We start from the raw sequence: 21,830 nt of genomic DNA, 5'->3' as shown, positions 1-21,830 counted from the left end.
GTCCTCCGGACACATGACGCGCCGTCACTGTCGTGACGGAATGATGTAACGCCACTCCGTGGCTCTTGGCAAGCTAGGAGGGCGGGTCGGTACAACTCTCGCCCCATCGGCGGCGTCTCTTCGGGGCCGGCCCTTGTACCGTGTTCGAGCCTTTGGGTGGCCTCTCCCCTCATGGACTCGGCCCTTTAGGGCTCTGACCTAGGCTTTTCTTCTGTGCTCTCGGGCTCTGCTTGCTCCGGCCGGGCTCACTCCCGGGCTCGGCCGGCTCCTTCGGTGGACGCCCTCCGGGCGCCTGCCCTGTTGTGTACCGGGCTCCGGTATGTCACGGTCCCTGTCTCGTTACAAGTTATTGGCCGGGGAGTCTGTGACTCTGAGTCAGCTATAACCCTCGTCAAATGGTCTGAACCAGTCAGGCAATTATAGCGACCAAATCGAGGCTTGTGCAAGGCAGTGGTGGCATTTTCTGTAACGCGCCTGATTGGCGGTCAACCGCATCGGGCTGATTGCCCTTCATATCCGACGGATTTCCCGCTGTGGGGCAGGGAAGTTGTACCGGACTCTATCAGCCTGAGCCTGTATCAGAATTTCACGGTCAGGGAATCCCGCCTGATGCCCCGTCTCCCCTCCGGGTTGTACCGGGGATTCATGCTGCGGCGCTTCGAGAATTGTACCGGGAAGTCCTCCGGGAGGCCGGGCGTTCGGGCGTGTGGCTGCGGTGCCGGTTGGCGGGCGGCTTGGCCAAGGTGGTGGAGCTCCGGTCCGGGGCCCGGTGGTGCGCAGCGGGGCGGGGCCGGCCGCTGGCGGGTTGCCTCCGGGGGCCGGCTCGTTGGCCTGGTGTGAGCGACGAGGCGGCGCCGGTGGACGGCGGACGATGTGCGCCGTCGACGTCGGCAGCGGGCCGTTGCGGCCGTTGGGCATGCAGGCGTGGGCCGTCGACGCGCGGCGGGCGCAGGTGGTCTTCGCGGCCTCGCACCGGGTCGAGACGTTCGCGTCGGCCGGCGGCCGCGGGCCGGGTCCGCGCCTGGCCGGGCTGGCGTCCGGCGGGTGGGCGCGGTTCGACGACTTGGAGGGCTGGGCGGGGCCGACGGTCGGCTGGTCGGCTGTCCTGGACGTGGCCGACGACGTCCTCACGGTGACCGGCCGGGCCGGCGTCTGCTTCTACGCGAGGGCGGCCTGAACAGCTCGCGCGCCTGGCGTCGCACCGCGCGCCGTCACGCTGTCTTCTTCGCCCTGGCCGGCGGTATCACCGGTCCCTGGGAGATCGCGGAGGCGCGGTTGCGGGGGCGGGGATGTACGCGCTGCTGTGCCCGGTGGGGCGGGCGCGCGGCTGGTGGGGGTGGTCAGGCGCCGAGGCCGATGTGGCGGACGTAGGTGTAGGCGCCCCAGTCGGAGTCGAGGTCGGCGATGATGTCGTCCCAGATCTCCTCGAGCTTGCCGACGTCGCCGGCGATCATCGCGTCGACGGCGTCGTCCCAGACGTAGCGGACCCGCAGGGTGCGGATGCGCAGGTTGTCGCGGCGGCGCGGTTCGTCGACGACATCCTGGTTGATGGGGTGGATCTCGACCTTGGTGCCCTTGCCCTGGTTGTTGAGGTGCTGCTTGAACGCGCCGGGGTTGTTGAGGATGTTGGCGGCCCGGAGGTTCCAGTAGGCAGTGTCGATGGCGTCGAGGTTGGCGGGGAGGGGGTTCTGGGTGCCCTTGGTCCAGGCGCTGATGGTCTTGGGGACGGCGGTGATGCCGGCGTCGGCCATGGCCTGGGCGCCGCCTTGGGTCGTGGTGAGGTAGCGCATCCGGGCGGTGAGGCCGCGGCGGGTGGTGACGGGGGACTTGATGCCGCCTTCGACGATCATCCGTTCCAGGGCGTCTTCGAGGGCGCGGGCGAGGACGATTTTCCCGTGGCGATTTTCGGGGTCGAGGTCGGCGCCGTATTTGCCGAAGTTCTTCCAGCCGTCGGTCGACATTAGGTGGCCTTCGCGTAAAGGGTGTACTGCTTCTTGAGCTTCAGTTGGGTGGTGAGGCGGCCTTCGGTGAATACCGTGCGCCATGCGGTGTCGCCGGTAATGTGGAGTTCGTCGGTGCCGCGGAGGCGGACGATGGTGAGGCCGTGTTCGTGGGCGCGGTGTGCCTTGTACCAGAGGTTGGCGAATGCCTGGCTGCGAATGATATGCATCCAGTCGGGTCGGCGAAGATCTCGGTTGTAGGTGGATTCACCGATGGTGGAGACGAACTTTGAGTAAATCGCCTTGACGTATTTCTCGGTGACGTCGTCGCCGTCGAGGATGGCCTTTTCGCGGGCGGTGGTGAGGACGCGGCGGAACTTCTCCGCGATGTTTTCGGAGGCGCCGGAGGTCCACGCCTGGGTGATGTGCGGGGCCTCGGCGAGGCCGAGCTTGTGGCAGCGGATCAGGAGACGGATGGTGGCGTCGTCCAGGAGGACCGGGCCGGGCTCGCGGCGGTTGCCGATCGGGTCGGGCAGGTGCGGGTGTTCCCAGGTGGGGCGCTTGGGCAGGAGGTAGATGCCGGAGCGCTTGGGGTTGAAGCCGCCGTCCGGCTGGTGCTGCAGGGCGCCGATGGGCAGCCAGGTCTTCAGGGAGCTGCAGAAAGCGGCGTTGGTGTCCAGGACGTCGACGTCGATGTCCTGGTGGGTGCCGGCCTTGAGCTGGTCCATGAGTGGGCCGTTCTCCCACTTGTGGCGGCCCTCCCAGATGTCGTCGGCTCCGTCGCGGGATTTCTTGCTGAGGAATTCGAGGCGTTCCGGGTAGACGGTGTGCTCGTAATTTCCGCCGACTCGGGTTGCCTCGAAGAGGGCCATTCCGTTCGGAATTGCTTTCAGCTCCAGCGCGGTGATCGCGGCTTCGGTGTCGCCGCTGTGCTCCTGGAGGGTCTGCTCGACGGCCGAGTTGATCATGTTGAGGAAGTGGCTGTAGTCCCGGCCCGCGTAGTCCCCGCCGCCGGGGCGGGCGGGCCGGGGCGCGGCCGTACGCGCCGCGCGGTCCCGGGTCGGGCGCAGCGGGTGGGCGGGGGGCTGGTCGGGCGTCAGGGCGTCCAGGGCGGCGGCGGTGCCCGGGGTGACCTCGGGGTCGGGGTCGGGGTCGGGATCGGGCTGGGGCGCAGCGGCGGTGTCCTGGGCGGGGTGGCCGGGGACGGCGATGGTGGGCCGGGCGGAGGCCTGTGTGGGCGCCTCCGGCGCTTGGGTGGGGGGGGTTGTGGGCGCCTCCGGCGCCGGGCGGGGGTGGGTGTAGGGGTCGTGGGGGGTGGGGTCGGTGAGGCGGGCGTGGGTGCGGTCGGCGGTGAGGGTGAGGGTGGCTTGGGTGCCGAGGTCGCGTTCGGCGATGGTGATGAGGAGTTGGGTGGTGGGGGCGTCGGGGTGGGGGTGGAGGGTGAGGGTGGTGTCGAGGCCGAGGGTGGTGATCAGGTCGGGGTGGTCGGTGTCGAGGATGGCCAGGACTGGGACGTGGTGGGTGCGGGCGAGGTGGGCCAGGGCCTGGGCGGCGTCGGTGAGGCGGGGGCCGGAGAGCGGGAGGCGGGGGTCGTCGAGGGCCTGGAGGCGGTCGACGACGACCAGGGCCAGGCCGGGCTGAGCGGGCTGGGTGGTGGTGGTGTGGGCGAGGTCGGCGGCGGTCTCGGCGATGGCTTCGGGGGTGAGGTCGGTGCCGTCGTCGATGTAGAGGCGGGCGGCGGCGAGTTCGGTGTGGAGGGTGGTGGCGTCGGCTTGTTCGGTGGGGGTGAGGCGGCCGGTGCGCAGGCGGCGGTAGTCGACGGGCAGGTGGGCGGCGACGATCCGGGCGGCGACGTCGGCGTGGGTGAGGCCGGAGGCGGCGTAGAGGACGGGGAGGTGGTGGTCGAGGGCGGTGGTTCGGGCGGTGGTGGTGGCGAGGAGACTTGCGCCGGTGCCGGGGGCGGCGGCGGCGAGGTAGAAGCGGCCGGGCTGGAGGCCGCCGAGGGCGTCGTCGAGGGTGCGGATGCCGGTGGACAGGGCGCGCGGGCCGGCCGGGGTGTTGGTGTCGTGGTCCGGGGCCTGGGGGGTGAGGACGGTGGTGAGGGCGTCGGCGAGCGGTGCGAGGCGGCGTGGGGGCCGCGGAGTGGCGGGCGCTGCGGGGGGTGTGGTGGGCGTAGGGGGCGTGGGGGGTGTGGTGGCCGGATGGCCGGCCGACGGGGCCGCGGCCGTGGGGTCCTGCAGGGCGGGTTCGCCGGCGGCCGGCGCGGGCGCGCTCGAGGTGGCCGGCTCGGTATCGGCGGGGGCCGACTGGTCGGGCTCGGCCGTGGCGGGGGCCGGGGCCGGGGCCGGGGCCGGCTGGCCGGCGGGAGCGGCCGGGGTGGAGAACAGGGTGTCGTCCGGCTCGGCTTCGCTGCTGTGGTCCGGAGCGGGTGGCGCGGCTGCGGCGGGGACGGCGCCCGGGGTGGGCGTTACAACTCTGTTGCTGGGTGCGGTCGTTGCTGCCACGCCGGGTGTACCGGGGGTGGGCTGGTCGGGGTGGGTGGCGGGCGGGAGCGGGGTGCCGTCGGGGGCGGCGGGGAGCAGCACGGCGAGGGGGGTGACGTGGCGGCGCAGGACCTGGGGGGTGCCGGCGGCGGCCAGGGCGATGAGGTCGCCGAGCTTCTTGCGGGCGTCGGCGGTGCCGTGCGCGGTGGCGGTGGTCAGGTCCCAGCCCAGGGCGGTGGCGGTGGTGGGGGCGGTGAGCAGGGCGTGGTGGGTGCCGCGGGCAAGTGGGGTGGAGGTGCCCTCGCCGGCGGCGCGGATCATCTGCGGGAGGGTGCTGCGGGCCTGGTGCAGTGTCTGCGGGCTCGGGGCCAGGACCAGGTCGGGGGCCGGCGGGAGCGGGCCGGACGGCGGCGGGTCGAGGGCTGGGGTCGGGACGACCGGTGCGGGGTGGGGCGCGGCGAGGTCGTCGCCGGAGGCGGCGGGGGCGGTGTCGGAGGCGGCGGGGGCGGTGTCGGAGGCGGCGGGGGCGGTGTCGGAGGCGGCGGGGGCGGTGTCGGAGGCCAGGTCCGGGTCTGCCGCGGGCGCGGGGGTGGCGGCGGGCTCCTGGACGCGGTGGTGGGTGATGTGGGGGTGGAGTTCCGCGAGGTCGTGGCGCTTGAGGAGGCCGTCGAGGGTGCTGTCGCCGACGAGCACCAGCGGGAACGGCTTCGGCTCCCACAGGCGGTGCAGCAGCTGGAGCGCGGAGGGGCTCAGCCCGAGGGTGGCGGTGGTGATGACCAGGCGGGGGGTGTGCTGCAGCTCGGCGGTGATCAGGTCTTCGGCTTCGTCGAGTCCGGGGAGTCGGCGGCGCTGGCCGAGGCCGAGCCGGGTGTAGAGGGCGCGGATCAGGGACGAGCGGTCATGGCCGCTCACCTGCACGGTCGGCAGGTGAGCGGGCTCGAGGTCCTGGGCCTGGGCGAGAGCGGTCTGCGCGGTGGTCGTGTGCGCGCTGGTGACTGCCAGGATCGTCCCGGGCGTCTGGGTGGTGACGCGCAGGAGCTCGGCCAGGTCGCCGACCGGCACCGGTGCCGGTGCCGGGGTTCCGGCCGCCGGGCCGGGCTGGGCCGGGGCGGCGCTGTCCCGGGGCGGCCCGGCGGGGGCGGGGAGCGTGACGGCTTCCGGGGCCGGGCCGGGCACGGCGGCGGCCGGGGCCGGGACGGCGGTGGCGTCGGTCTCCGGGGCGGCGGGCGCGGGCGCGGCCAGTTCCACCCCGGCGGCGAACTCGGCCCCGGCGACGGTGCCCAGCGCGGGCCGCAGGAAGTCGGTCACCAGCTGCTCCAGGGCCTTGTACGCCTGCTCGGCGCGGGCGCTGGCCGGACCGCCGAACGCGGTACGAGGAGCGGTGAGCAGCGCGAGCCAGTGCGTCCCGGTGATCTTGCCCCGGACGGCGGCCCCGAGCGCGGACTTCAGTTTGCGGCCCGCCGGGGTGGCCAGGTGACCGCGCGCCGGGTTCACCAGCTGGTACGCGGGCATGGCCAGGTTCTGGCGCAGCTGAAGCGGGACCGAGGCCCACAGCGAGTCTTCCGGGCCGGGGAGGTTCAGGTATCCGGCCGCTCCCGGCTCCGGCTCCGGGGTGGAGACGGCCGGTGCGGCGGGTGCGGCGGCGGGACGGCCGGACCGCCGCGAGGAACCGGCCCAGCGTGGGGCGCTGCCGGAGCGGGCCGGACCCGGCGCAGCGCCGGCGTCCCCTGCGGCCGGGACGAGCGGGTCCGCACCGGCCGGGCCCTTGACCGCCACCGGCGGGACCTCGTCCGCACCGCGTGCCACACCGGCAGCGGCGCGGGAGGAACCCGAACGAGAAGAGGACACCAGGCACTCCAGACACAGAAGGGCACACAGCAGACAGACAGGAACGACCGGCAACGGCCCGGGGGCCGAAGGCGCACGGGCCCGGAGCGGGCGGGCGCCACCGCCGACGGGCGGCGGTGCCGACCGGCGGACGGCAGGAGGCCGCCCCAGTCCCGGGCAGGGCGCGGCACGGCCCGGACCACAGGCCACCCGCACCCACACGCAAGGTGTAACGCTGGCCGTCAGTCTAGCCACACCGGTACACACCGGGGCGGATTGTTGTAACGAGAATGAGTGAAGCCGCGCCGCCGAGGCGCGGATACCCCCGCCCGGACAGGCGGGTTCGCGGAGGACGGCCCGGGAACAACCCCGGGCGGACGGCGCACGGCGGCCCGGCGACGGCGGACGGGGCGGGCGGGACAGGGCCGTCCCGACCGACGGATGCGGCCGGGACGGGGCGACCGGGGCTGCACCGCAGCCGGGGGGCGGCGGCGGGCCCTGCGCAGGCCCGGCGAAGGTGGAGAGACCGCACGGGCCCGGAGCGACGGCGGGCGCGGCGCGAGCCGGGCCGTCGGGACGGGACGGGACGGAGAGACCGCTTCCCCCGGTCACCCGGCCGGAACAGGCAGCAGCTGCGGTATGTACGTATGATCTTGGTCAACAGGCCGGTGGCTCAGATGGTTAGAGCGCACCCCCGATAACAGCACATCGCCGATCAGAGCCGGCAGTTCAGTCTCGTCGTTCTCGGTCCGGCGGGACAGCAGCCGCGCGCCCTCCTCGTTGATCACGACGACATGGGGGTGCGTTTTGCCGATATCCGCCCCGGCCCAGATCTTGGTCGCGTCCCCTTCCGCCGGCTCGACTCGCGTCGATCCCGCGGACGACCTCGCCGGCGTTGTCCTGCAGTAGCGATCGAGTCGTCACGGGGCTCCGGGTGGGCAAGTCCCGTAGGCCGTCCGGCGGCTCAGCCCTTGCAGCCGTGGCCGGAGCTCTGGGCGCCTTCAGGTGTCGTCATGGTCCGGCGTGGACGTGCCGGGGGCTGTCGGACTGCTCTTCCTGGACAGGAACTGCGGCAGCATCATTGCGGGCCCCGCCCCAGCGTTTCTCGGTCTCCCTGTGAATGTGCCAGATGTCGTCCTCGGTGAGGAGGACGGAGACGACACCGGGGAAGGCTTCCTCGAAATAAATGTAGGGCTTCCGGTTGTCGATGCGCGGGGAGTGGTAGTCGAGTTGGTCCTGCATGCCGTGCTGGCGCGTGACCGGTGTCGCGGGGTGGTAGGTGAGTATGTTCGGGCTGGCCAGATCGATCAGCTTGTCGTCGATGAGGCGGCCCACTTCGTGGATGGTCTCGTCGATGCTGTCCCGCGTCTCACCGTCGAGGCCGAAAAGAACGGAGGTTCCCAGCTGCAGGTCCTGCTCCTTGACGAGGGCCGCAGCTTCCCTGACCTTTTCCCTCCAGGGTTTCCGTTCGTCCCGGCGGATATTCTTGTGAATGTTGTTCATGACTTGTGTCGACATGCTCTCGATGCCGATGTAGATGTAGCTGCATCCGGCATCCTTCATCTTTCCCAGGATTTTTGACGACTCTTCAGCCGAATGCAGCGCAACGAGGGTGTCGACGGTCAGCTGAGCACCCCACTGGAGGTCGCGCAGCCGCTGGACATCGTCTTCCTCGCGAACGAATCTGCGGTAACGCGGTTCGAGTGAACCGCTCTCGTCCCGGCGGATCCGGCTGAGCTCGTCGCAGAAGTTCTCGATGTCCCGGTACCGGCCGCTCCAGAAGACGGAGTCGTCGAAGAAGAGCGACTCGGCGCCGTAGCTGACGTATTCGCAGACCCGCTCCGCCGCCGCGCCTATCGCATCGTCCTTGAACCGCTTGAGCCCAGTGCCGAGTTGCGACGACTCGGAGCAGAAATTACATCGGTACGGACAGGCGTTGGATACCATGAAGTGCGCGGTGCGCATCACCTCCCCCGTCCCGGGGCGGGTGAAGATGGGGAATCGGGACCGGATCGCGAATGCCTCGTACGGCGAGGGTAAGGACGCGAGGTCGATCGTTCGGCCACGGAGCGGAACGGCGTCGAAGGTCTCCCCCGCCGCCAGGACGACGACCGACGAGCCGGACACGGGCCCCTCTTCGGCGAGCAGCCCCTGCAGGCACGGCAGGACCTGGTCACGGTCCACCCAACGCCGGTCGAGATCGGTGGCAAGGGCGATGGCCCGCATGAGCAGGTCCACGGCGAAGTAGGCCTCGCCGCCGACGACGGCGTCGACCACTCCGGGAGCCTTGCCCTCCTGAATGACTGTCACCGTGCTGCTGGGTTCGCACACGAGGGACTGGCCGTCGGGGGTGCAGGTGACGGTCTCGTCCACATGACGGCCTCCGAGTATGACGAAGGCGTCCGGGACCTCGCGCTTGACCAACCTCGCGATTTCGAGCGCGTAGCGGTGCGCGGGTGACACGGCGCTGATGAGCACGACCCTGGGCTGGACCTCGCGCAGCAGCCGCAGCCATCTCGTGCGCGCCGCGTCGTCCCAGACCCGGGGGTCGAACACCGTCTGGTCGGTGTTGGGTGACGTGCCGTAGGCCCGGTATCCGTCGTCACTGGCGGAGAGCCGGTACTCCTTGGACGGGAACCGGGTCCACTCGGGCGCGAGGTCGCTGTAGTGCACGGCGTCCTCCAGCGGGCCGGCGTCCGCCACGGCACGGTGCACGGCGGCGCTCAGCGCTGTGTAGAGACACATCGGGTCGCCCGGATAGGTGATCTCACCCTCGGATTGGGTCATGACGGGCGCCAGTACCGACAGCACAGGGAAATAGCGGGTGTCCGTTCTCGCACTCGCCAGGTCATCCAACAGCCGGCGCCTGCGCGTCAGACGCCGTTCCCGAAACGCGTCCAGATCGGACACTTCCCCCTGGCGGTGCATCTGAATTCCGCCGCGCCCCGAATGCGTCTTCTGAATAGCGTGCGTGGCCATCGGTCCTCCGGATTCTGGTTCTTCCAGGATATTATCCCCGAACACGGACATCGATGACGCAATTACTCCGGCGGGCCATCGATGGACATTCCCGTCCTTCTGCTTTCCCGAAAAACACACATCCCAATCCGTCACAGATCGGGACATTCTCAAAGCCTGGCCGCATATTTCTTGTGGCGATCCATCAGCTCTTCAATCGAGGGCCCACCCGGCACGACCTCGAACTCACCCGCGATCTTACTCGACCTTACTGGGCCGTGTCTTCAATTTCACGTCCGCATCACTCCTCGGTCATTCACGTGCACGCGCCGGCCAAGGGTTTCGACCGGGGTTTCCGCGAACGCGAACCGGCCGACCGAACCAGGCAGTTCCGGGCCCGCATCGAAGAAATCACCCGGCAGCTCGGCGAATGAGCAATTCCCGTCTCCGACCGCGCAGATCGCGCGGGCGGGCAACCCGGGCGGTACGACGGCGACGTGGGTGGGAGACCGGCGGGACGGGCTGTGGTGCGACGAGGACCTCGCGGGCCGGTACCCGCGCGACGGACGCCCGGGCATCCGGCCCGCCCGGCCGGCCACCGTCTGTGTGCTGCGGTTCCTGCTCGGTCAGTTCCCCGCACCGGGCAGAGCGGCCGTGGCCTGAAGGTACGCGGCCAGGCTCTCCAGCGTCGGATGGCGGTGCAGGGCCACCAACGTCAGCTCGGGCACCTGCGCCATGCTGCGCATGGCCTTCATCGAGTCGCCGCCCAGGGCGAAGAAGTCGTCGTCACGCCGGATCGCATCGATGCCCAGAACGTCCCGCCATGCCGCGGCGATCCGCTTCTCCCACGGACCGTTGGGCTCGGCACCCACGGGCACGGTGGCGCCACGGCGCTCCTCGTGCGGTGAGGGGGCCGTGGGAAGCGACTTGCGGTCCAGCTTCCCGTTGGGGCTCAACGGCATGGCCGGCAGCACGAGCACAGTGCCGGGAACCATGTGAGCCGGGAGGCTGGCCGCGAGGGTCCTGCGGACGTCCTCCGGGTCCAGGACCTCGCCGTCGCGCGGCACGGCGTATCCGACCAGGACCGGGACGCCGGCGGCATCGGTCTGCGCGGTCACCGCCGCTTCCTTGACCTGAGGATGGTCGCGGAGCACGGACTCGATCTCGGTCAGCTCCACCCGCAGCCCGCGGATCTTCACCTGAAGGTCGGTCCGGCCGATCAGTTCGATCAGTCCGTCGGCACCGAACCTCGCCAAGTCGCCGGTGCGATACAGCCGCTCGTCGGCCACTGGGCCGTACGTCCACTCGATGAATCGCTCGGCGGTGAGGGCGGGCCGGTCCAGGTAGCCGAGCGCGAGGCCGACGCCGGCGAGGTACAACTCGCCTGTCACACCCGGCGGAACGGGTTGAAGCGACTCGTCCAGGATGTAGGTGCGCTGATTGGCCATCGGGCGCCCGTAGGGAATGCTCCTCCAGGTGGGTTCGGTGGCCTCGACCTCGAATATCGTCGAATAGATCGAGGCCTCGGTGGCCCCACCGAGGGAGATGAACCTGGCATCGGGCGCGGCTCCGCGGGCGCGTCCGGGCAGCTTCAGCGGGATCCAGTCTCCGGCGACCATGATCAGCCGCAGTGCGTTCACCGGTGAGGGTCCGCCACCCCCGCCGCGCTCGACATGATCGAGTACCAGTTCCAGCAGCGCCGGTGCGGTGTTCCACACCGTGACGCCGTGCTCCGCCGCCAGTTCGGCCCAGTGCGCCGGATCCTTGGCCCGGTCGGGCGCGGGAAGGACGAGAGTGCCGCCTGCCGCCGTCATCCCGAGGAATTCGTAGACCGACATGTCGAAACTCGGGGATGACAGGCCGAGGACACTGTCGCCGATGCCCACGGCGAAGCGGGAGTTGAGATCCTCGATGTTGTTCGTCACGCCCCGGTGGCGCAGCGCGATCGGCTTCGGCTTTCCGGTGGAACCGGACGTGTGGATCACGTAGCAGAGGTTGTCCGACCCGGCCTGGGCCTTCGGATCGTGATCGGGCCGAGCGGACAGGGCGGCGGTCTCGCGGTCCAGTAGCACCAGGAGTTCCTGCCGTACGGAGTCCTCCCCGGTCAGAGCGGCAGCGAGCTTGCTGTGGCTGATCAGAGCCACGCAGGAAGCACCGGTGATCATGGTGGACACCCTGGCCTGCGGATAGCCGGGGTCGAGCGGCACATAGGCCCCGCCGGCCTTGAGCACCCCGAGCATCGCGATCAGCAGATCGGGCGAGTGCTCGAGGTAGAGGCCGACGCGGTCGTCGGGGCCGACGCCCAGGTCCCTCAGATGGTGTGCCAGCCGGTTGGCCGCGACGTTGATCTCCTGGAACGTCAGCCGGGTCGCTCCTTGGATCACGGCGACGGCCTCGGGGGACCGCGCGGCCCGCTCCTCGAACGCCTCGTGCAGACAGCTTTCCTCGCGGGGCAGCCGGACAGCGGTGTCGTTCCATTCCACGAGGATCCGGTGCGCCTCGGGCCCGGTGAGAAGCACGAGATCCGCCAGCGCCCGGTCCGGCCGGTTCGCGCCGTCCTCGAGCAGGTTCTGGAAGTGGGCAAGCAGTTGGTCGCCGGTCGCCGTTTCGAAGAGTCGCCCGTCGAAGTGGAGAGCGGCCGACCGGGACGCCGCCCCGGCCGCGGGCAGCACGAGCTCGACCTCGTACGGCTGATCGCCCTCGCCGGCCCGATCCGCACCGAAACGAACGCCGATGCGGGCGGGCTCCTTCCCGGGGGCCGCCCCGGTACCGGCCGCACCGGTCAGTCCGCGGAGCGTGCTCTCCCCGGTGACGGAGAAGCGGAGCAGCGAGTCCTCACCTCCTTCGCGGTGCACGTGGAACTCGACCTGGTTCTGGCCGGAATACCGGTACAGCAGCGCGGCGAAGCCGGCGATCAGCACACTCTCCGGGGCGGTCGCACAGGACACCGCCACATCCCTGACGGCGCCGGCGTAAAGACCGGGAATTTCTCGGCGTACTACCCCCGTGCAACGGGGTGCGTCGACGCCACGCGGCCGGTCCGCAGGGATTTGGGCGGCATGGGAGGACAATCCTGTCTCCTGTCACAGATTCTCGACATCGCAGATGTAATTCGACTGTGAATATCGGATGGGCGCATGGGCGCACCGACTGCCGGGCCAGGAAGCTCCAAGCTTTGCGAGCGACCAGCCTCAGCGTCTGATCCGGGCCGAGGAAGGCGCTGCTGGCGACAGTATCGGCGGGTCGCGAACGCCGCAATGTGGCCGACGTCACACGTTCGCGGTCGAAGGCTGGCGCATAACCTTGTGTGCTCCCCCCCGTAGGGCAACCATGACGTGCTCGGGGAACTCCCGTGTAGCCCAACAGGGTTATGGGGATGCGACTGGAGGGCCGGGGGCCCGCAGGAGGTCTGCCGGGCGATCGGTTTCCTGTCGCGGGCTTTCCGTACCGGCCTCCTCTCCGTCGTGCGGCACCGCACCGGCATTGGTCCGCACAACGCTGTGCCATCGAACCAACACGGAACAGGACTATGAAGGCCGACACTTCGTCAACTGCTCTCGACTCCCTCGAACTGAGCCGCCTGTCACAGCGGGACGGGGAGAAGTGGGCCACCGCGGGCGACGGCATGCTGGCCTCCTGGGTCGCGGACATGGACTTTCCGACCGCACCCGCGATACGCCAGGCCCTGCTGCGCCGCGCCGACGGCGATCTCGGCTACCCCCCGTGGTTCGACGAGAGCCGCGGCGGCCCGCTCGGCGAGGTGTTCGCCGAGCGGACGCGGCACCGGTACGGCCACAGGCCCGATCCCACGCACGTCCGGCTGTTCACGGACATCAACCAGGCGATGCTCGCGACGCTCCAGGTCGCCACCGACCCCGGCGATGCGGTACTTCTGCACACCCCCGCCTGCCCGCCGTTCGTCGATGTCATCGAGAGGATCGGCCGCAGGGCGCTGACCGTTCCGCTCCAGGAGGGCGAGGGCGGGTGGGATTTCGATCCCGCGCTCATGGAGCGGACCGCGGCGGACGAGGGCTCGGGGCGCTGCCGTGTGCTCTTCCTCGTCAACCCCCACAACCCCACCGGCCGGGTGTTCCGCCGTGACGAGCTGGAGTCGCTCGCGGAACTCGTGCTCAGGTTCGACCTGTTGGTGATCTCCGACGAGGTGCACGCGGATCTGACCCATGCCCCGCACCGGCACATCCCCTTCGCCTCGCTCAGCCCGGAAATCGCCGCCCGCACCGTCACCCTCACCTCGGGGAGCAAGGCGTTCAACCTCGCCGGGATCCGCTGCGCGCTGGCGCACATAGGACCGCGGGCCGTACGGGATGCCGTCGACGCCCGGCGCGGGCTGCTTTTCGGCCAAGTGGGAGTGCTCGCGGTCGAGGCACTGAAGGCCGCCTGGACCTCGGGCGATGCCTGGCTGGACGACGTGCTGGCCATCTTGGACCGGAACCGTCGGCTGCTGGCCGAGCGGCTCCCGGAGCGGATCCGGTGTCGGACTCCGGAGGCCACCTTCCTTGCCTGGCTCGACTGCCGGCAGCTGGGGATCGGTCCGGACCCCATGCCCTTCTTCCGCGACGAGGCCAAGGTGCTGCTCTTCTCCGGTCCGGCCTTCGGAGCCGGCGGCGACGGATTCGTACGGCTCAACTTCGGCACGTCCCCGCAGGTCCTGGAAGAGACCCTGGACCGCATGAGCGCCGCGCTGCGACGGTGCGGACGTGCTTGAAACGCGAGCTGCGCGACACGGACGTTCCGATCGGCACCAACAACCCCGCAGGCGCGGACAAGGAGCTTTCCTGTGACTGACCACACGACGGTGCGGGTCCAGCCGGCCTCCGCTCTGGAAATGCAGTTCTGGCTCGGTGAGCAGATCGACCCGGCGAGCCCCGCCGGCTGGATCCTCGCCCAGGTCCGCGTCGACGGCCCCCTCGATCTGCCCGCCCTCGACGCGGCGCTGTCGGCCGTGGCGCGCCGCCAGGAGGCGCTGCGCACCGCCTTCGTCTTCGAGCACGAGCAGGTGGTCCGCAAGGTCCTCGCGGAGCCGGTCGCGGAGCCGCTGCTGCGCCTCGGGTCCGGCACCGGCTTCGAGGAGGCCGCTGCCACCCTGCTGAACGCCGACACCTTCGATCTCGCCGCGGGCCGCGTCTACAGGGCCGCGGTCGCCCCGGACGCACGGGGCGCCACCGTCTTCCTGGCGGTCCATCACATCGCTTTCGACGGCCTCTCCCAGGAGGTGTTCGCCGCCGATCTGGCGCGCGCCTACGCACGGGCCGTCGACGGCGTCTCGACCGATCTGCCCGTGCTGGAACGAGTGGAGGCCGCAGAACTCACGCCGGCGCAACACGCCGAACTCACCACGCACTGGCGCACCGTGCTGACCGGAGCGGCCGACCTGCCCACCCCGGACGGCAGCCCGGCGCCGAACCAGCACGAGCTCGCCGCAGGTGGGTCGGCCGAGCTCCGAACCACCTACCCGCCCAGCACCTGGCAGGCGGTGCGCGACCGGGCCAGGCGCAGCGCCTGCTCACCGTTCGCGGTGCTGCTGGCCGCGTACGGCCGGGCTCTGGCCGAGATCACCGGCGGCTCCGACTTCTGCGTCGGCACACCGGTGGCCACCCGCTCGGCCGGGCAGGAGGACGAACTCGGCTGCCTGATCGACATCCTGCCGGTGCGGATGCCCGAGCTGTCCGCACCCGGGGTGGTCGAGCGGGTCTGGGCCGCCGTGCGGGAGAGTGTCCTGGGCTCCGCGCTGCCCCGCTACGAGATCGTCCGGGCCGTGCAGACGGTCCCCGGTGGTCGGATGCCCGTCTACCAGGTGCTGTTCGCCTTCGAGAACTGGCAGCGCGTCGAGCATTCGGCCGGTCCGGTAAGGATGCACGCCGTTCCGGTGCCGCCGGTCGGCGCGGTCGCCGAGGTTCAGCTCCAGGTGTGCGAACTGCCCGACGGGACCCTGAAATGCGTCGTCCAGGCTCCGCTGACCGGTTCCTGGCCGCAGCGGCTCCCTGATCTGCTGCGCGCCTTCGACAGCCGACTCTCCGAAATCGCCCCGTCGGCCACGCCGCACTCCTTCTCCTCGGAAGCTCCCGCATGACCACCACGTCGACGTGGCTGCCGTACGCCGGTGCGGGAGCCGGGGTCCACCGTCCCTGACAGCTTTCAGGGGTCCGCCGTGCTGGCTGCCGCTCCCATCCGGGTGCCCGGACGGGAGGGGCGGTTCAACGATCGACGCGCGGAAGGGTCATGCGTCGGGCGAGAGCGGGGCTCCGTCGGATCCATCGGCCAGCAGTTCGGCGAAGGCGGCCACTGTCGGGGCCTTGAACAGGCTCGGGACGGTCACTCCGATACCCAGCGCCTCACGGATCCGGGCCACCAGGCGGATCGCATCGAACGAGTTGCCGCCCAGGCGGAAGAAGTCGTCGTGGATCCCCATGTCGGGTGCGGCGAGCACGTCGGCGAACAGGGAGCGGAGCAGCACCTCGGTCGTGTCGCGCGGAGCGGCCGCTCTCCCGGTCGGCCGGCGCCGGGGCGCAGGCAGTGCCGCCCGGTCGAGCTTGCCGTTGGCCGTCAGGGGAAGCGCGTCGACGATCACGAAGTGGTCCGGAACCATGTGCGGCGGGAGCCGGAGCTGCGCTTCTCGCCGCACGTCCTCGACATACAGGTCCGGGGACGACCAATCCGACCCGCGGTACGCCGGTGCGGCACTCTCCCCGCCACCGGAGGCCGGCTGCCCGCCGCGGACCGCGTAGAGGGTGACCAGACCGGTCTCCGAGAGCATCGCCAGCCCGTCGACGGTGACCCGGTACCCCCGCTCCTCCAGTTGGCCCCGGATCCAGTCGATCCGGCCCGGGGCGTTGTGCGCCTCGATCACCAGCTGGCGGACCAGGTTCCAGTGCTCCTCACGGAGCCCCAGAAGCACCGCGCGTTCGCTCTTCTCCGCATCGATCTTGAGCAGGTCGATCCGTTCCACACCGGTCTCGTCGATGACGTCCGACAGCGTGCGCAGTTCGCAGGTCACGTCGGTGTGCTGCAGCCGCTCCGTGAGCAGACTGTCGAGATCCGCCGCACCGCTGTGCGGAAGGGCTTCCTGCATCGGCTGCTCGTTGCGGACGAAGGCCTCCAGGACACCGCGCTCCTCGCCGATGTCCCCGAATCGCCCCGACATTATCGAAAGTTGCGGATAGTAGGTGAACGACGCCGTACCCGCCTCTTCGGCGAGGCCGCACGGGAACAGCCTGGCGTCGACTCCGTGCAGCCGGGTGTTGAGTTCGAGCATGCGGAACAGCTGCGGAATCGGCTCGAACGCATGGACCACGCTGCCGGGACGGGAGCGGGCCACCGCGAGCGAGAAGAACCCGATGTGCGCGCCCACGTCGAAGACGCAGGCCCCGGTGTCGGGCAGCGTGATCCCGTGCCGCAGGTACTCGCCCTCTTCGAAGATCTCGCGGTACAGGAAGTCCGCCTCCGACCGGTTGGACGCGACGACGGCCATGCCGTTCGGCAGGGTCTGCAGGTCCTTCCGGTCGAGGAGCCCGGCTTCTTCGAGGCGGCACAGGTTCCGCAGCGCGGCGGCCTCGTCGGGGTCGGGTACGAGGTAGGCGGTCAGCCGCGCCTCGCCGGCCTCGTCGGGCCTCGCGGCCACCACCGCGTCGGCGACCGCGGCGTGCCGGGCCAACGTCGCTTCGATCTCGCCGAGTTCGATGCGCACGCCTCCCACCTTGACCTGGTGGTCGTTGCGGCCCAGGTAGTGCAGGACCCCGTCGGGGTCCCGCCGGGCGAGATCCCCGGTCCGGTACATCCGGCTGCCTTCGGGGCCGTAGGGATCGGGGACGAAGCGCTCTGCTGTCAGCCCCGGCCGGTTGACGTACCCCCGGGCCAGCTGGACGCCCGAGATGTAGAGCTCGCCGGCCGCACCGGGCGCGGCCTGGTTCAGCTGCTCGTCCAGAACGTACAGCCGGGTGTTGCGCACCGGGGCGCCGATCGGCACCGGGCCGGGTGGGTCGCCGGGGCCGCAGCGCCAGTGGGACACATCCACCGCGGCCTCGGTGGGCCCGTAGAGGTTGTGCAGTTCGGCGTCCAGGAGGCGGAAGAACCGTGACCGCAGATCGGCCGAGAGCGCCTCGCCGCTCGCGAACACCCGGCGCAGCGAATCGCATCGGGCCGTCGTCGGCCCTTCGAGGAAGTGACGCAGCATGGACGGGACGAAATGCACGGTCGTGATCCGCTCCGCCCGGATCAGCTCGGCGATCCGGGCGGGATCCCGGTGCTCGTCCGGCCCGGCCAGGACGAGGCGCGCACCGACGCACAGCGGCCAGAAGAACTCCCACACGGAGACGTCGAATCCGGCGGGGGTCTTCTGCAGGACGCGGTCGTCGTGGCCCAGCGGATACTCCGCCTGCATCCAGCGCAGGCGGTTGACGATGGCCTCGTGGGACACGGCCACCCCCTTGGGCCGGCCGGTGGATCCCGAGGTGAAGATGACGTAGGCGGTGCTCGACGGGTGCGGCGAGGGCCAACCGGTCCCGTCCGCCTCGGGCGCGCCCTCCTCCGACATCCGCCGGACGTCCTCGCTGTCGAGCATCAGCACGGGGCGTGCGTCCTCGGTCATCTCCCGTACCCGCTCGGCGGGCAGCTGCGGATCGACCGGAAGGTAGGCGGCCCCGGCCCTGTGCACCGCGTGGAGGGCGACCACCAGTTCCACGGATCGCGGCACCGCGACCGCCACGACGGTTTCGGGCCCCGCCCCCTTGGCCATGAGCAACCGCGCCAGTCGGCCGGCCCTGGCGTCCAGCTCGGCGTACGTGAGAGATGCATCGCCGCCGACGAGCGCGACGGCGTCAGGGGTACGGGCCGCCTGGGCCGCGAACAGATCGGGCAGGGTCTCTGCCGCCATGTCGTGAGCCGCGGTGTCGCTCATGACGTCACTTCCCATCGTTGTCGAACTGACCGCCGGACCGGGACAGGCACCGACGAGGCGGAGAAGGATTCGTCGCCCCGCGGCGGACCCGCAGGGGCGTACGGCTTGCCGGGGACTCGGCTCTCGCCGTTCCGCGACCGCCACGGCTCGCCAGGGCGGTCCTGTTCTCGGGGGGTCCACTCACGCGGATCGTCCTCTCCTGAGGTCGGCTACGGAAGGGGCGCCGCGGACGGATGGAAGGCCGCCCGGCGCAGTGCCTCGATGTGCGCGGCCAGCGTCTCGACGGTCGGCGCGTCGACCAGGGCGCGCACCGGGATGTCCAGCTCGAGCTCGGCCCGCAGTCGGCTGACGACCGCCAGCAGGGAGAACGAGTCCCCGCCGGCCTCGAAGAAGTTGGCCCGCACGTCCACCTCGGCGAACCCGAGCACCTCCGCCCAGGCCGCTGCGACGGTGCGCTCCGTCTCCGTGCTCGGCGGCGTCACGGCCGTCGCAAGCACGGGGATCGGCTCGGGTCGGGGCAGCCGCTGGCGGTCCACCTTGCCGGTCGGGGAGAGCGGCATGGCGTCGAGCCACATGAACACGGCGGGCTGCATGACGATGGGCAGTTTCGGGGCGAGGTGGGCACGGAGCGCGGCCTCGTCGAGCCCGCTGCCCGGTGTCCTGACCACGTGGGCGACCAGCCGCTGGTCGGGCTCCAGGACCATCACGGCGTTCGCCACCTCCGGGTGACCGCGCAGCACCGATTCGATCTCCTCCAGCTCGACCCGCACGCCGCGGATCTTGACCTGATTGTCGACCCGGCCCAGGAACTCCATCTCCCCATTGGGCAGGCGGCGCACCAGGTCACCCGTGCGGTAGAGGCGTCGGTCGGGCCGGGCCGGGTCCGGGGCGAACCGGTCGGCGGTCAGGGCGGGCTGGTTGCGGTAGCCGCGGGCGACGCCGTCACCACCGATCCAGAGCTCGCCGGGCACGCCGATGGGCTGCAGGTTCCCCCAGCGGTCGACCACCGCGCAGGAGGCGTTGGCGATCAACTCCCCCAGCGGCATGGAGCTGCGTTCCAGCGGCTCGTCGCCCATCCGGCCGACCAGGGCGGCGCCCGCGGTCTCCGTCGGCCCGTACTCGTTCCAGATCTCGCACCCGGCGGGGACGACCGCACGGGTCCGCGCCACCAGGTCGGCGTCCAGGTTCTCTCCGCCCATGGACACGTGCCGCAGCGTCGGCATGTCGAGGCCGGCGTCGGTGATGCCGCGCATCTGGGTCGGCGTCAGGTACAGCATGTGGATCGACTGCTCGTTGATGAAACGGGCGGTGGCCCGGCCGTCGGCCTTGACCTCACGGGGCAGCATGACCAGGCAGGCGCCTGCGGTCAGTGCGTGGAACATCTGCTCGACGGACCAGTCGAAGTGGTAGGAGAGGTTGTGCACCACCCGGGTGCCGGGCCCGATCGGACGGATGTCCTGGGCCCACTGGATCCACGGGGTGATCGCGGTGTGCGGCAGGCCGACGCCCTTGGGCCGGCCGGTGGTCCCGGACGTGTACATCAGGTACACCAGCTGCGAGGGGTGCAGCGCGGAACCCGGGGCGCCGTCCCGCGCCTGGTCCTGCGCGCCGTCCTGGGCGGTGCTCACCACGTCCACGCTCTCCAGGACGGCCATCGGCAGCTGGTCGCGCAGTTCCGGGGTGGTGACGAGGATCGTCATCCCGCTGTCCGCGACGACGTACGACATCCGGTCGACGGGGGCGAGCGGATCGATCGGCACGTAGGCGGCACCGGACTTCAGGATGCCGAGGATGCCGACGATGAGGTCCACCGACGGGTCCGCGCACAGGCCGACCAGGTCGTCGGTGCCGATGCCGCGCGCCGTCAACTCGTCGGCCAACCGGGATGCCCTGCGGTCGAGTTCGTGGTAGCTGACCCGCTCGTCGCCGCTCTCCACCGCGTCCGCGTCCGGGGTGCTGAGCGCCTGGGCCTCGAACAGCCGGTGCAGGAAGAGGTCCGTGGGGTAGGGACCGCAGTCGGCGGTGGACCACTTCTCGAGCTGACGGCGCTCCTCCTCGGGAAGGATGGTGAGCCCGGAGAGGCGCTTGGCGGGAGCGGCCACCGCGTCGGCCGCGAGCACGGCCAGGTGGTCGAGGATGCGCCAGGCCTTGTCCTCGACGAACAGGTCGGTGTTGTAGTCGACCGCGAGGCGGTAGGTGAATTCGGTCTCGACGACCCGGAACACCAGGTCGAACTTGACCGCCTTCAGGTTCAGGCCCAACTCGACGTCGTCGACGGTGATCCCGGCCAGCTCCGGCGCCGGGACCGCGTGCTGGTACGCCAGCATGACCCGGAACGGCCCCTGCCGGGAGGAACGGTCGGTCGAGACCGCGTTGACCACCCGCTCGTAGGGGACGTCCTGGTGGGCGAAGGCCTCCAGGATCCTGCCCCGGACCCGGCCGAGCAGCTCGGCCAGCGTCGGGTCGCCGGACAGGTCGCTGCGCACGGCGAGGGTGTTGAGGAAGCACCCGAGCATGGAATCGAGCTCCGGCAGATCACGGTTGGCGCTGGGGATGCCGACCACGATGTCCGTCTGGCCGCTGTACCGGCTGAGCAGCACGTTGAGCAGCGTGAACATGGTCATGAACGGGGTGGCGTTGTGCTCCCTGGACAGCTCGCGGATCCTGCGCGACACCGCTCGGGGCAGCTCGATGTCCACCGACGCCCCCTGGCTCGTGCCGGTCTCCCGGGGCGGCAGGTCGGTCGGAAGGTCCAGCACGGGGAGCGGGCCGCGCAGTCGGTCCTTCCAGTAGTCCAGTTGGCGTTCGAGCGTGGTCCCGGTGACCGTGCGCCGCTGCCAGGCGGCGTAGTCGGCGTACTGCACCGGCGGCTTCGCGGCCGCCGGGATCCCGCCGTCGGCGGCGGCGGCGTAGAGCTCCAGCAGCTCGGCCACGGCGAGTTCGAAGGAGTACACGTCGGTGATGATGTGGTGCAGGTTGATGAGCAGGACGTGCCAGTCCTCGTCCAGCCGGTACAGCTCGACCCGGAGCAGCGGCCCCCGCTCCACGTCGAACGGCCGCTGGGCGGAGTCGAGGAGCAGAGCGGCCAGAACCTGCTCCTGCTTCTCCTCCGGCTCGTCCCGGAGGTCGACCACGGTCAGCGGCAATTCGGCCTTGGCCCGGATCACCTGCTCGGGGATGCCGTCGACCGCCTCGATGGTGGTGCGGAAGACCTCGTGCCGGTCGACCAGCGTCTGGACGGCCTGCCCCAGGGCCGTGATGTCGAGCGGGCCCACGAGCTCGTGCGCCATCGGGATGTTGTAGCGGGAGCTCGGACCCTGGATGTGCTCGTCGACCCACAGCCGCTGCTGGGTGAACGAGGTGGGCGCGTGGAAGACCTCGCCCGAGCGCCCGTCGAAGGGCTCGATGGTCTGTTCCGCCCCGGGCTCCGTCTCCCGCATCGCCTCGATGGCCGCGGTCAGCTCGACGAGGGTCTGTGCGTCGAAGAGCACGCTGAGCGGAATCCGGATGCCCAGCTCCTCGCGCAGCCGGCTGATCGCTCTGGCGCCTTGCAGTGAATTTCCGCCCAGCGCGAAGAAGTTGGCGTCGGGACCGGATATCTCGGTGTGCAGGACTGCCGTCCACACATCCGAGACGACGTCCATCACGGACCGCTGCGACATGTCGTTCCACCTAAATCCGTCGATCGAGAGGTTGGTTGTTTCGAAG

The 21,830-nt window shown here is 70.7% G+C and carries 10 protein-coding genes and 1 pseudogene; 4 read left to right on the top strand and 7 right to left on the bottom strand.

The window, feature by feature from the left end; translation table 11 throughout:
• Positions 1–871 precede the first annotated feature (871 nt).
• A complete protein-coding gene (locus ACFVGO_RS27845) occupies positions 872–1,177 on the top strand; it encodes a hypothetical protein (RefSeq protein WP_380634709.1) in 306 nt (101 codons plus the stop codon).
• A 163-nt stretch (positions 1,178–1,340) separates the two neighbouring features.
• On the opposite strand, the gene ACFVGO_RS27840 is transcribed toward ACFVGO_RS27845, so the two are convergent.
• The 4 genes from ACFVGO_RS27840 to ACFVGO_RS27825 form a co-directional block, all read right to left on the bottom strand.
• Positions 1,341–1,961 (bottom strand): hypothetical protein, encoded by a 621-nt coding sequence (locus ACFVGO_RS27840; RefSeq protein WP_380634707.1) that lies wholly within the window; start codon positions 1,959–1,961, stop codon positions 1,341–1,343.
• On the bottom strand, positions 1,961–6,229 hold the full coding sequence (locus ACFVGO_RS27835; protein ID WP_380634705.1) for a DnaB-like helicase C-terminal domain-containing protein: 4,269 nt from the start codon (positions 6,227–6,229) through the stop codon (positions 1,961–1,963). The genes ACFVGO_RS27840 and ACFVGO_RS27835 overlap by 1 nt, the downstream gene beginning before the upstream one ends.
• Positions 6,230–6,858: 629 nt before the next feature.
• On the bottom strand, positions 6,859–7,065 hold the full coding sequence (locus tag ACFVGO_RS27830) for a hypothetical protein (RefSeq protein ID WP_380634713.1): 207 nt from the start codon (positions 7,063–7,065) through the stop codon (positions 6,859–6,861).
• A 196-nt stretch (positions 7,066–7,261) separates the two neighbouring features.
• Positions 7,262–9,229, bottom strand: a complete 1,968-nt coding sequence (locus tag ACFVGO_RS27825) for a B12-binding domain-containing radical SAM protein (RefSeq protein ID WP_380634703.1) — start codon at positions 9,227–9,229, stop codon at positions 7,262–7,264.
• A gap of 173 nt (positions 9,230–9,402) precedes the next feature.
• Here ACFVGO_RS27825 and ACFVGO_RS27820 point away from each other — a divergent pair, with 173 nt between their 5' ends.
• Positions 9,403–9,642: a hypothetical protein gene (locus ACFVGO_RS27820; RefSeq protein ID WP_380634701.1), complete on the top strand. Its 240-nt coding sequence runs from the start codon at positions 9,403–9,405 to the stop codon at positions 9,640–9,642.
• A 192-nt stretch (positions 9,643–9,834) separates the two neighbouring features.
• Here ACFVGO_RS27820 and ACFVGO_RS27815 read toward each other — a convergent pair whose 3' ends face one another.
• A complete protein-coding gene (locus ACFVGO_RS27815) occupies positions 9,835–12,156 on the bottom strand; it encodes an amino acid adenylation domain-containing protein (RefSeq protein ID WP_380634699.1) in 2,322 nt (773 codons plus the stop codon).
• Positions 12,157–12,737: 581 nt separating this feature from the next.
• Between ACFVGO_RS27815 and ACFVGO_RS27810 the strand changes: the two genes are divergently transcribed.
• Together ACFVGO_RS27810 and ACFVGO_RS27805 are read left to right on the top strand one after the other, a co-directional pair.
• Positions 12,738–13,934 (top strand): MalY/PatB family protein, encoded by a 1,197-nt coding sequence (locus ACFVGO_RS27810; RefSeq protein WP_380634697.1) that lies wholly within the window; start codon positions 12,738–12,740, stop codon positions 13,932–13,934.
• Between the two features lie 72 nt (positions 13,935–14,006).
• Positions 14,007–15,299 (top strand): condensation domain-containing protein, encoded by a 1,293-nt coding sequence (locus ACFVGO_RS27805; protein WP_380634695.1) that lies wholly within the window; start codon positions 14,007–14,009, stop codon positions 15,297–15,299.
• A gap of 147 nt (positions 15,300–15,446) precedes the next feature.
• Here ACFVGO_RS27805 and ACFVGO_RS27800 read toward each other — a convergent pair.
• Positions 15,447–18,116, bottom strand: a pseudogene (locus ACFVGO_RS27800) (amino acid adenylation domain-containing protein); the annotation flags it as partial.
• 215 nt (positions 18,117–18,331) lie between these two features.
• Positions 18,332–21,784, bottom strand: coding sequence for an amino acid adenylation domain-containing protein (locus ACFVGO_RS27795; RefSeq protein WP_380634693.1), 3,453 nt, complete (start codon positions 21,782–21,784; stop codon positions 18,332–18,334).
• Between the last annotated feature and the right edge of the window lie 46 nt (positions 21,785–21,830).

This window comes from Kitasatospora sp. NPDC057738, from assembly GCF_042798815.1.
Classification (GTDB): Bacteria; Actinomycetota; Actinomycetes; order Streptomycetales; family Streptomycetaceae; genus Kitasatospora; species Kitasatospora lactacystinica.
This window is presented reverse-complemented; position numbering and strand designations above follow the sequence as displayed.

Coding starts and splice junctions, on each gene's coding strand:
- ACFVGO_RS27825 (WP_380634703.1), bottom strand. CDS start 9,229: ATGGCCACGCACGCTATTCAGAAGACGCATTCGGGGCGCGGCGGAATT.
- ACFVGO_RS27840 (WP_380634707.1), bottom strand. CDS start 1,961: ATGTCGACCGACGGCTGGAAGAACTTCGGCAAATACGGCGCCGACCTC.
- ACFVGO_RS27845 (WP_380634709.1), top strand. CDS start 872: ATGTGCGCCGTCGACGTCGGCAGCGGGCCGTTGCGGCCGTTGGGCATG.
- ACFVGO_RS27810 (WP_380634697.1), top strand. CDS start 12,738: ATGAAGGCCGACACTTCGTCAACTGCTCTCGACTCCCTCGAACTGAGC.
- ACFVGO_RS27795 (WP_380634693.1), bottom strand. CDS start 21,784: ATGTCGCAGCGGTCCGTGATGGACGTCGTCTCGGATGTGTGGACGGCA.